This is a genomic window from Chitinophaga sp. W2I13 (assembly GCF_050434005.1).
Lineage (GTDB): Bacteria > Bacteroidota > Bacteroidia > Chitinophagales > Chitinophagaceae > Chitinophaga.
Genome location: NZ_JBNPWD010000001.1, coordinates 3483063 through 3495278, shown reverse-complemented (window position 1 = coordinate 3495278; position 12216 = coordinate 3483063). Strand labels below are relative to the sequence as shown.

The following is a 12216-nucleotide window of genomic DNA, read 5'->3' as shown; positions in this document are numbered from 1 at the left end:
ATATTTTAAGTTAAAGATTTGATAATACTTCATCGAGATGATGCACCATATCGGCGGCGTTTTCTTTACTGAACACCAATGGCGGTTTTATTTTCAACACATTGTATAACGGTCCGTCGGTGCTGAGCAGAAACCCTCTTTCCTTCATTTCTTCCACTACCTTGTTGATCTCATCCACAGCGGGTTCCATAGAATTCCTGTTTTTCACCATCTCTGCCCCCACAAATAAACCGTGTCCTCTTACATCGCTGATAATGGTGTGTTTATTCATTAAACCACGCAAGCCTTTCATGAGGTAATTGCCTGTTTCCAGCGCGTGCTGCTGCAAATCTTCAGATTGTATTACGTCCAGTACTGCCCTGCCGGTAACCATTGAAACGGGGTTCCCGCCAAACGTATTAAAATACTCCATACCGTTGTTAAATGCGGCGGCTATTTCTTTGGTAACCACCACGGCAGCCAGTGGATGACCGTTGCCGATAGGTTTTCCCAACACTACAATATCAGGTTCCACCTGCTGCAGCTCAAATCCCCAGAACTTCTCTCCTACCCGTCCGAAGCCTACCTGCACTTCATCTGCAATGCATACGCCACCTGCTTCACGCACATGCCGGTATACTGCTTCCAGGTAATGATCCGGTAAAGGGATTTGCCCACCTACACCCAACAATGTTTCACAGATAAAGGCCGCTACCTTGCCCGGGTTCTCCGTAAGAATAGTTTGTACATCCTGCGCATATTTAACGCCTGCTTCCGGATCGTTGTACCGGTATGCTCCACGGTATAAATCGGGAGAGATGGCTTTGTGGATATAAGGCATTTGCCCGGATCCGCCTTTGCCATCAAACTTGTAAGGGCTCATTTCCATTGCAACAGTAGACGTGCCATGATAAGCATGATCCAGCACCACCACATCGTTCCGGCGGGTAAAATGACGGCTCATGCGAATAGCCAGATCGTTTGCTTCACTTCCTGAATTGGTGAAGTAACATACGGAGAGCTTTGAAGGCAATGTGCGATGGATCGCTTTGGCAAACTCCACCAGGTGGTTGTTCAGGTAACGGGTATTCGTATTTAGCGTGGCAATCTGTTTCTGCATCGCTTTCACTACTACCGGGTGGCAATGCCCAACATGGCTTACATTATTTACGCAATCAATAAACGTATTTCCTTTGTCGTCGTAGAGGTATTGCAATGCACCTTTTACAATTTTTAATGGCTTGCGGTAGCTGATACTCAGGTTGGCGCCGATGAATGTTTTCCTTTCCTGCAGCAACGGACTGTAATCCTCGCCGGCATTGATAAGCAAGGACATGCCACACGCTTTCCGGAAAGTATCGGCGGCTTTCAGCGGGTTTATCCGGATCAGTTGATTCAGCAGCGACCAGGCATCCCGTTCTGTTACAAAGTGATGGCCATTGACAGAGCCGAGTGACGCCTGCCAGGCCGACTGTGTTACACTGATACAAAGCCTCGCAGCCACCAGGTAATAAATAAGATCTGTTTCCTGTTCTGTTAACGGAAAGGCGCCGTGATATCCCTGTATCACCCAGGAAGCTGCCTGTAAAGGATCTTCCGTGTTCAGCATCGCATAGGTACATGCAATAGCCACATTATTCACCAGTGCAGAATACACCATATCGCCAAGGTCTATCAAACCGCTTACTTCACCGTTTTGAACCAATACGTTATAATCGTTGGCGTCGTTGTGGATGCTCGCATGACGAAGCGAGTCAAGTACCGGCAGCACTTCTGTTTCAAAGGCAAGCAAAAAATATCCGGCCAGCCTTCTTTTTTCATGATCGCGGATGCAGTGCAGCAGGCGATTAGCGCTTGCGGCAGTGCTGATATCCCAGGTGTAATGCCGGTGCAGGGCGTCGTGTTGAAAATCCTGCATCGCTTCATCTGTTTTGCCGAGGAAGCTGCCGAGACCAAGATAGAGCTCCTTGTTTTTGTGCGGTACCTGCGCCCAGCATACTCCCTCCAGCCAGGAGAGGATACGCAGGTAATATTGTTTACCATCCTTGAAGATGGGCGTAAGTTCCTGCCGGTTTTTGTTGCGGAGTATCTGCTGAAAGTTCCACGCCACGGCGCTCACTGAAAGATGTTCCAATATGCGGAGTTGCGCATCCAGGAAGGAGTAGCGCTTTTCTTCCCCCGTTATTTTGAGGATGAATTTACGGCCGGAGACATCCGTTATTTTATAATTAAATTCATCGTAGCCCTGGAGTGTTTCCACTTCTACTGCAAGCAGGTAATTCTTTTGTACCAGTTGCTTTACTTCATTTGCTGTAAATTCCATGACGTTATTTATTTTTCAGTATCATTAACAAGTGTGCGGCCGACCAGCTGAAATTCTTTGCATTCAGCCCTTTACCGGTAAGCGGGTGATAGTTTTCATATACCGGTTCGTTGGCTGTCATGCCTGCTGCATTTTCCAATAGTTGGTTTTCGAATACTGCTGCCAGACTATCATAGCCGTATTTCCGTAAACCGCTTGTACCAAAGGCAAACTGGTCCAGCCATACCGGCCCGCGCCAGTATCCTTTCATCGGATCAAAAGCAACATGATCGGCAGCCAGGGTAGGCAGCGGTATTTTCGTATTGAATTTTGCCGTGTCTTCCATTTTTTCTTTTACCCTTCTGGCCTGCTGTGAGGTGGCTACGCCAGCCCATAACGGGATCCATCCTTCCGGGCCATCCACCTGCACACAGCCATTCGCCCTGGTGTCGTAGAAGTAACCGGCATGCTCATCGTAGAACTGTGTGCGTATCCGCCGGAGCAACTTCTCCGCTTGCTGCCGGTAAGTATGTTGTTTGTTATCCAGGAGAGATGAAAGCTTTGCCAGGTACAATTTCTCTGCATAGAGATAAGTATTGAGATCCACACTTTCCTGGTTCAGCGACCATGCGCTGCTGTTGTTTTGCAGCATCACCGCGCTGTCGAAGCGTACGGCATTATCCATTCCGCTTTCCCATGCTGCGGCTATGCGGGTACCATCGGTAGCGCCGTATTCGCAGAGGCCATTCCGGTCGTGATCGCGGTTAGCATACCACCATTCATGATAGGCAATAAGTTTAGGCAGCATTTCTTTGACGAATGATTTGTCTTTTGTATGCAGATAGATTTCCCACACTGCCCAGGCGGCAAGAGGAGGTTTGGTATCCCGCCAGTTGTTTTCACGTTTATCTGCATAGATACAGTCTGCCACCATGCCGTGGTCATCCTGGTAATCGAACATGGAACGGACGTTGTCTTTCGCCAGCTGAGGAAAAAAGGTGGCGAGGCCCGCGGCCTGCTTCCAGCTGTCCCAGCTCCACACGCCATAAAAGCCCCGGTAGTTTACAGAGGGAAATACGCCGTCGTGCAGGATGTCCTTAGCGCTGCTTCGCCAGTTGGTAATAAGCGTGATGATACATTTGACTGCCAGCCTTTTTTTTATCTCTGTTAAATGAGATGCCAGGGAGAAATACCGGGAGAGATAACCATTCCATCTCGCTTCATTTTTTTTGAGCGCTGTTTTGAAGTTGTATTGAAAAGGTTGCCGCGTTTCACCGGGATAATACGCCTGCACCTGTGTTTGTTCATAACTTCCGCCGGGTTGTATCACTACATTCTTCCAAAGCGCTTTATAAGTAAAGCTGTCCGCCTGCAATGCAGTGCCCTTGGGGAATACGGTTACAAAACCGTTTACCCGCAGGGTGGAGGCCTCCGCAGTCATCCTCTTTTTTGTTTGCCCATAGTATTCCACATCCAGCATACGGGGATAGCGGGAGCTGTTGGTAATTTTTGTGTACAACAATGCTTCGCGGCTGGAAGCAAAGAGGAGCTGCTGGCATATCACCAGGCCGGCGATTTCAAATTGCTGCTGTAACAGCCCGGGATAAAACTTAATGTTGGCTTTCGCTGCCGGCAGGTTAAGCGGTACACCGTTTTCACGGACAGCTAATCTTGAGAAAGAGCCGGAAAGCCATTCTCCCTGCATATCCATCAACAAAGGGCCGATAAAGGCGCCGTTGTTTTCTTTCCCCGAGGGCAGTGCATAGGCATGCCATGCACCCATATCGCTGAATACATTGGCCTCGATACTTTCACCGGCAGGAGGCGCCGTCCGCAAATCCAACACATCAGGATAACGGTAGCGCTGCGCAGTAGCTGTCTGCACGGTGAGCAATAGTAATATCCATATTCTCATCTGCTTCATTTTATAGCGGGACGTAGCGTAAAAGAGTAACTGTAATCCTGGTAAGGCAGCAAATATTCTGCGTGTGGGGTGGCGCCCCAGCTGTTGTCGCCGCCTACGCCCATTTGTTTATAATCGATATTCCACCATACCAGATCTTCGTTCGTCATAGAGCCACCGTGGTTGTTCTCCGCTGCGTAGCGGTCAAATTCAAGATGGTCCATATTGAAATGCAATACGCCTGTGCTGATATGCGGCTGACCCTGTGCGGTCAATCCCACGCCGTTTTTGTTGGTCAGGGTTATCCAGCGCACATCCGTTCTGTAGCCGCTTTCCTGTGCACGCGGATAAGGATGAAAAAGCTGATCGGCGTTCATGCTGTATATATCAACAGCTGCAGCAGTTTGCCGGTCGGCATAATTATCAAAAGGACCGCGGCCCAGCCACTTCACCTGATCGAATGCTCCGCGCAGGATCATGCGCATACCGAATCGCGGAAGCTCCGGCATGGGATCTCTCCCGGATTTCATTGCTACGCTGATGTTTATTACTCCATCTCCCGTTACTATATACGCTGCTTTATACACTGCTTTTACCGCAGGCAGATAGTGCCAGGTGCGGATGACTACCTGTCGTTTATTTGTGGTGTCTATTTTCAGGGAATCAAGCCGGGCTGTTTGCAATACATCTTTCCATACGGCGCAGCGGATCTGCTGACTGTTACCGATGTCATTATCCGTGGCAGCACGCCAGAAGTGCGGCTCGAGGGGCGACTTCATCATTGCCTGCTGCAGCCAGTTATAAGCGCTCAGCCAGCCAGTTTTCCGGCTGAATGCCACTTCAAAATCAACCCCGGCAATTTTTATTTGCGATGGTTCTTCTTTAACCGATATTGCTTTAGTGCTTGCAGGAGCGGGCATTTCAGCCAGTGCCACAGGCAACGGGAACTGCTCCCATGCCGCGAGGTAGTGTGCAGGCACCAGTGGCGCATCGTGCCGCGTCCTCATTTCTATCATAACAAAATATTCCGCACCGGGCTTCGCTTTCAGCACCGGCAAAGGCAGTGTAATGATCTTTTCTTTATGGGGCGCCACGGAACCGGCATTCAGTTCACCTTTGGCGATCGTTTCCCCGTTTGACCTGATAACCCAGTTGAAATAAAACTGATCCAGGTCTGTAAAATCGAGGCGGTTAATAATGCGGATACTGTTTGCCGACAACGGCACGGGCTCAAAGCCTGCCGGCTGTATTACTTTTTTAAATTCAAACGCCTGTGGATGCGGCGTGCGATCGGCTGCAAACAACCCGTCAGCACAATAACTCGTATCACTGGTAAGACCTACATTACCCATATCCCGGCCATAGGCCCAGATATCCCTTCCTGCTTTATCTTTCTTTTTAAAAGTCTGATCAGAAAAATCCCAGATAAAGCCGCCCTGCAATTGCGGGTAACGATACATCAGGTCCCAGTACTCTTTCAGGTTACCGCCACCGTTGCCCATCATGTGCGCATATTCGCAAAGAATAAACGGACGGCTGCGCCACTCTCTCACGTACCCCAGCAACACACTGGTGGATTTATACATCGGGCACACGATGTCTGTAAATTCATTGTCTCCTGCCGCTTCGTATTGAACCGGGCGGGTGTTGTCTTTTGATTTAAGATACCGGTAGGTAGCTTCAAAGTTTTCACCAAAGCCGCTTTCATTTCCCAACGACCATGTAATAATGGAGCAATGATTCTTGTTGGTTTCAAACATCCTCCGGGTGCGGTGCAGATAGGCTTCTTTCCATTGCGGTTTATCGGATAATGTTTTCATCGGATGAAACGACATGCCATCGCATTCAATATTGGCTTCGTCCGCCACGTAAATACCGTATTCGTCGCAAAGGCGGTACCATTCCGGGCTGTTGGGATAGTGACTGGCACGTACCGCATTGATGTTATACTGTTTCATCAGCCGTATATCTTCCATCATATTTTCCTGCGTGATCACCTTCCCGGTGTACATGTTATGTTCGTGCCGGTTTACGCCTTTGATCTTTACCGCCACGCCGTTTACCAGCAATAGCCCGTTCCTGATCTCTATCGTCCGGAAGCCTGTTTCATGCGCAATACATTCCACCAGCTTGCCATTTTTATCGAATTGGGAAATGAGTAGTTTATAAAGATGGGGATACTCTGCATTCCAGCTTTTTACATTATGCAGCGTAGCATCAAAGTGATAATCTGCAGTGCCGTTCAACGTTTGCTGTTGTTGTATAACGATGTTTCCCTTGTCATCCAGCAGTTTTATTTGCAAACGCCCATGCCGTGCTGTAGAATTTAGTTGTACGTCCAGGCTAAAGATACCATTGGTGTAAGTGCTGTCCAGTCCTGCTTTTACAAAGAAATCGCGTACAGCTATTTTAGGTTGTGCAATCAGCTGCACGCTTCGTTCTATTCCGCTTAGCTTCCACATATCCTGCCCTTCCAGGTAGGTGGCGTCGCTAAAACGGAATACCTGTACGGAAATGGTGTTCTCTCCTTTCCGTAAATAATGGGTGATATCAAATTCGGCGGCAGTTTTACTGTCTTTGCTAAAGCCTAAGTACCGGCCATTGATCCAGCAATAAAAAAAGGAATTTACGGCGCCGAAGCGGAGGATTACATTCCTGCCGGCCCATTTCGCGGGAATGGTAAAGCTCCTCCGGTAGGAGCCGGTGGGATTGTCGTTCTCCGGTGGATACGGCGGATTTACGGGAATAGGATATTCCACATCCGTGAAAATAAATTTATCGAAACCTTCCGTTTGCCAGTGCGCGGGCACTTTAATATTCTTCCAGTTGCTCACGTCATAATGGTCCGCATAAAAACTATCGGGCCTTGCTGCAGGTGATGCATCTAGCCTGAACTTCCAGTTGCCATCCAGCGAAAGCAGGAATGGGGACGGGGAACCCGACATGGCAGCGGCCTCCGAGATGGCGGGTATAAACCATGCCCGCGGCGCCAGGGCGTTTTCTGTTTGTATCTCCGGGTGCTGCCAGGGCTGTGGATGCTGTTGGGAACTGGCAGTAAAAATATTGAGCCATAACAACCAAACAATCATCAATCCGGTGCTGTATTTCATTAAGTTCCTTGCTTATCTTGAAAAAAAATTACCGGCCGGCATACAATGGCACACCGGCCCGGTTGTTTAGTACAAATTGTTTTGCTTCAGGAGCGGGTTTACGTTGATCTCTTTCAGCGGTATAGGGTAGCGGATGTGTTTATCTTCTACATAGTTGGCTGCAGCAGCTTTACCATGGTTTGTCAGCAGGGCTTTTACCGGTTGTTTGGCGGTAGCGCCACGGCCCCAGCGTACCAGGTCGAACCAGCGGATACCAAATTCCATTGCCAGTTCTACCGGTCTTTCGTGATTTCGGATCTGCTCCCGCAGCTGTTCTTTATTCAGACTGCCTGCTGCAATTGGTTTCGCGTGACTGCGGTTACGCACTTCATTCACGAGGTCAATAGCTGCAGCCGTTCCCCCATTTTCATTCGTTGCCTCTGCCAGCATAAGCAGCACATCTGCATAACGGATCAGGGAGATGTTCGTTCCTACATAAGAACCGCCCCTGTCGTTAGGGTATGCATATTTATTGAAGAAGGCGGGGTGGGAAAGATTGCCTGCCACATCTGCGTAGGGCACGAGGTTGGCGGGAATGTTGAGATCCCACATTTTTGACGCCGGATCGTTGAAAAAGATAGTACCATATACCCTGTCGCTATAACCACCTGTTGCGGTTTTATCTTTCATCAGTGTAGTCACCAGCCAGTCAGAAGGATAAAAGAGTTCCCAGCCATCAAGCGCATAGGGCCTCACTTCAAAATTGAAAGGATGTCTTTCATCAGACACGGAACGATCGCCACTGAATTGCACTTCAAAGATGGATTCAGGGCCATTTTCCTTTGTGCCGTTGAAGTTGTCGATATAATTTGTATTGAGGGTGTACTGCCCGTAAATCTCTCTGAATTTTGCTTCTGCCGCTGTCCATTTTTCCTGGAAGAGATATGTTTTTGCCAACAGCGCTTTAGCGGCGCCTTTTGTTGCACGACCTTTATATGCATCCGGATAAGCGGTTGGCAGCACGGCTTCTGCTTCTGTCAGATCTTTTTCAATTTGTGCCCAAACGTCTGCAGCGGGGGACTGCGGCGTTTGAAGTTTGGTAAGATCTTTTTCAAATTTCAATACCAGCGGTACATTTTCAAAACCATTTACCAGTATGAAATAATTATAGGCGCGGAGAAATTTAGCTTCTGCAACAATTTCATTTCTTTCTTTTTCCGTCATGGCAGTAATGCCTGGTACTTTTTCGATCACCTGGTTAGCACGGCCAATTCCTGCATAACAGGTAGCCCAGAGATTCCAGGGACCGCCTTCATCTGCACTGTTTACAAATGCAGCCAGATTTTTTCCATAAGGCTCATTTTTATTATTATCTATATCATCAGCCTTATAGGAGAGCGTGATATATACTTCCTCAAAGAAAGTCCACATGGAGCCGTCGTGTCCCTGTAAAGCCGCATAGCTGGCGGTAATTCCCTGCAAAGCATGCTGCCGGGTGGTCCAGAAAGTATTTTCTGTGAGGTTTTGTTTATCGTCCAGCTCCAGGTATTTATCGGAGCACGCAGTGAAGAGCGCAACGGAAAAGAAGAAGAGAACGGCTATTGGTAGTTTCATGATTGTCAGTTTAAAATTTCAGATTAGAATCCAACGTTAAGGCCGAATACAAAAGAGCGGCTCAGCGGGTAGTAGCCACGGTCTACCCCACGGCCAAAGATGCCGGTGTTAGAGAGGTCCGGATCAAAGCCTGTATACTTTGTAAAGGTGAGCAGGTTGTAGGCGCCGGCATAAACCCGTAAGCGGTCGATGTGTACTTTTGCCGTGAGTTGCTGCGGAAGTGTGTAACCCAGCTGGAGGTTTCGCAGGCGTACAAAAGAAGCGTCTTCCAGGAAGTAGTCGGACACGCGGAGGTTTTCGTTTTCATCTGTATTGGAAAGACGATATACCGAAGCATCCGGATTGGAGGGGCTCCAGGCGTTCAGCAGGTCTGCAGAGCGGTAGAAGCGGTACAGGAACATCTTTGCGCCGTTGTACATCTTCTGGCCCTGTTTGCCGTTGAAGAACACCATCAGGTCGAAGTTTTTGTAACTGGCGTTGAAAGTAATACCGAAGTCGAGGTTAGGAAGACCGTTACCCATCAGCTGTTTATCATTATCGTCCAATGCACCGTCGCCATTTGTATCCACGAAACGAAGGTCGCCGGGTTTGGCATTGGGTTGCAGCGGATCGCCGGATTTATTGACGTGTGCATCCACATCCGCCTGCGATCTGAAGATGCCGTCTGTTTTATAAAGATAAAATGATGCCAGCGCCTCTCCTTTCTTGGTGAGCGTGGTACCGCGGTTGTTAAAATCAACATATCCGTCGGCAATCACCCCTTCGTCATATCCCAACCGGATGATCTTATTCCGGCTGTGTGAAATATTTGCAGTTATATCCCAGTAAAATGCATTGGACGCAGGGCGGCGGTAGGTAGCCGTTACTTCCCATCCTTTATTTTCCATATCCGCGATATTGGTGAGCGGCAATGCTGTGATACCGGATGATGCAGGGATAGGCGTTTCGGCCAGCATATCAGATGTTCTGGAACTAAAGTAATCGAAACTGCCGCTCACAGCACCTTTTAAGAAACTAAAATTCAACCCTGCATTGAGGGTAGCCGTTTGTTCCCATTTGATGTTGTTATTAGCCAATGTAGCTGCAATGGCGCCGACATATACCTGCTGACTGAGCGCGGAACCCAAAGGATAGTTCAGGTAAGGACTGGAGCCTGTCAGGAATATCTTGGCGAGGTACTGAAAGTTGCTCACGTTCTGATTCCCCACGGTACCATAGCTGATACGCGGCTTTAGTTCTGATATCCACGGGATATTGAAAAAGGATTCCTTATGCATGTTCCAGCCTGCAGAGAAAGAGTAGAAAGTACCGTAACGGTTCAGAGGGCCGAATTTAGAAGAGCCGTCACGGCGGAGGCTTCCCTGGAGAAAATATTTATCGTCGTAATTATAGCTTGCGCGGCCAAAGTAGGATTGCAGCGTGCTGGAAAAATTCCAGCCGCCGGCGCGGATAAAATCTCCTTTACCGTCGATGATCAGGCCCGACAGTGATTCGATCAGCGGACTGCTCAAATGATTGCCTGCGCCGGTGGTACCCTGGCTCACAGACTTTTCACGGGAGAAGCCGTACATGCCTTTAATATTGTGCTTACCCAGTTGTTTTTCGTAATTCAGGAGATGGGTAAACACGGTGAACTCATTCCGGCCACGGCTTTCGGAGCGACTCGGATTTTCAACCAGCGCCTGTGCGCCAAAGTCGTAAGGGTCTGTTTGCGTGTACTCGTAGGTATTTACAATGTTACGGCCCAGGGTAAAGTTGTAAGAGAACCCTTTCCAGAGTTGCAGGTCGGCAGCCATATTGAACTGCAGGTGATCATCTATTGTGTTGCCGTTGCTCAGCATTCTTTCACCTACCGGGTTGCCGGAACCCAGCTCTGTTTCGGGTTTGGCATAACCGTTCATCGAAGCAAGGTCGTAGATGCGTTTATGTGGGAGGGTGTTATAAACGTTCATAATGGGAGAAAATCCTGCATTTCCATCACCGTTCACATCTCCAAAATTCTTATTGTCAAAACGGGTATAAGCGATAATGGGACTTAATTTGAGGCGATTGTTGAGTAGTTTGATCTCTGTATTCAGCCGGATGTTATCTCTTTTAGAGCCGGAATTAATGATGGACCCGGAATGTCCCCAGTGTCCTAACGACAGGCGGTAAGCAATTTTCTCTGAAGCGCCTGCCACATCAACATCATATTTCTGTTCCACGCCTTGTTTGGTGAAAGCGCCGAGCCAGTCGGAGTTAGCGTATTTATTATCATCCTGCACATAAATGGGAGGTGTTTCGCCGTCATTGGCATAGGCTTCTCTCACCACCTTATTCATGGGAACTTTCTCCAGCAGGTCAATATTATTATTCAGCTTGTGCAGGGATGCGTAGGAGTTGAAGGTGATACGCGGTTCACCCGTTTTCCCTTTTTTGGTGGTGATGATGATAACACCCCCGGCCGCCCGGGCGCCATAAATGGTAGCGGCAGAAGCATCTTTAAGGATGCTTACAGATTCGATATCATTGGGGTTGATATCATATGCATATCCCAGGGGAATACCATCCACTACATAAAGGGGGTTGTCGTTGTTAATACTGTTGAGGCCCCGCACCAGCACTACGGGATTGGCCGCAGGATTGCCTGTACCGGCACTTACGATCACGCCGGCCGCTTGTCCCTGCAGCATGGTACCGATGTTACCGGAGGGTTGTTTGGCGAGATTTTTTGTATTTACGGAAGATATGGCCGCTGTCACATCTCCTTTTTTCTGGGTACCATAGCCGATCACCAGTACTTCATCCAGTCCTTTCACACTTTCTTCCAGGGCTACTACCAGTTCTTTGGCGCTGGTCAGTTTAATTTCTTTGGCGGTAAATCCCATCGCCGAAATAACCAGGGTAGCATTTTCAGGTACGGTTAGTGTAAAGACGCCCTTGTCTGAGGTGGCCGTTCCGTTAGCCGTGTTTTTTACCACGACGCTGGCGCCCGGAATAGGGTTGCCTGCGGCGTCTTTAATTCTCCCCTTCAGGGTCCAGTTAACGGATGCTGTTTGAGCGATTGCCGTTAACCCGGTAAATAAAAGGAATAATAATATTCCGTTCCTCCGTAATAGTTTCCACATACGCATTTTGGTTTTTAGATCTTTTTTTTAAAAAGTATAACATGGATCGTCCGGATGCTGCAGCATAGGTATCTGCTTTCAAACGTGAAATCGGCAGCAACGGATCAGGGAAGTAATGTAGGCAGGAAAGATGGGCACAGGAGAGTTGTAAGCCTCTATATGAGCCTTACAGGCACCTCTACATGACCTCTACAAGAGAGACAGGTAGTTGATAATTAATTG

5 protein-coding genes are annotated in these 12216 nt (G+C 48.5%); all 5 read right to left on the bottom strand.

Going from position 1 to position 12216, the window contains the following annotated elements; translation table 11 throughout:
• Window positions 1-10 precede the first annotated feature (10 nt).
• The 5 genes from QFZ48_RS14475 to QFZ48_RS14455 all read right to left on the bottom strand — a co-directional run bounded on the left by QFZ48_RS14475 (window position 11) and on the right by QFZ48_RS14455 (window position 11994).
• The gene (locus QFZ48_RS14475) at window positions 11-2302 is read right to left on the bottom strand and encodes an aminotransferase class III-fold pyridoxal phosphate-dependent enzyme (protein WP_429062761.1); all 2292 of its coding nucleotides are present in this window, start codon (window positions 2300-2302) and stop codon (window positions 11-13) included.
• Window positions 2303-2306: 4 nt separating this feature from the next.
• On the bottom strand, window positions 2307-4196 hold the full coding sequence (locus QFZ48_RS14470) for an MGH1-like glycoside hydrolase domain-containing protein (protein ID WP_429062759.1): 1890 nt from the start codon (window positions 4194-4196) through the stop codon (window positions 2307-2309).
• 5 nt (window positions 4197-4201) lie between these two features.
• Window positions 4202-7294, bottom strand: coding sequence for a glycoside hydrolase family 2 TIM barrel-domain containing protein (locus QFZ48_RS14465; RefSeq protein ID WP_429062755.1), 3093 nt, complete (start codon window positions 7292-7294; stop codon window positions 4202-4204).
• 66 nt (window positions 7295-7360) lie between these two features.
• Window positions 7361-8887 carry a RagB/SusD family nutrient uptake outer membrane protein gene (locus QFZ48_RS14460; RefSeq protein WP_429062753.1) on the bottom strand — a complete coding sequence of 509 codons (1527 nt, stop codon included), beginning with the start codon at window positions 8885-8887 and terminating at the stop codon, window positions 7361-7363.
• Window positions 8888-8910: 23 nt separating this feature from the next.
• A complete protein-coding gene (locus tag QFZ48_RS14455; protein ID WP_429062752.1) occupies window positions 8911-11994 on the bottom strand; it encodes a SusC/RagA family TonB-linked outer membrane protein in 3084 nt (1027 codons plus the stop codon).
• Window positions 11995-12216 lie beyond the last annotated feature (222 nt).

Coding starts and splice junctions, on each gene's coding strand:
- QFZ48_RS14470 (WP_429062759.1), bottom strand. CDS start 4,196: ATGAGAATATGGATATTACTATTGCTCACCGTGCAGACAGCTACTGCG.
- QFZ48_RS14455 (WP_429062752.1), bottom strand. CDS start 11,994: ATGTGGAAACTATTACGGAGGAACGGAATATTATTATTCCTTTTATTT.
- QFZ48_RS14465 (WP_429062755.1), bottom strand. CDS start 7,294: ATGAAATACAGCACCGGATTGATGATTGTTTGGTTGTTATGGCTCAAT.
- QFZ48_RS14460 (WP_429062753.1), bottom strand. CDS start 8,887: ATGAAACTACCAATAGCCGTTCTCTTCTTCTTTTCCGTTGCGCTCTTC.
- QFZ48_RS14475 (WP_429062761.1), bottom strand. CDS start 2,302: ATGGAATTTACAGCAAATGAAGTAAAGCAACTGGTACAAAAGAATTAC.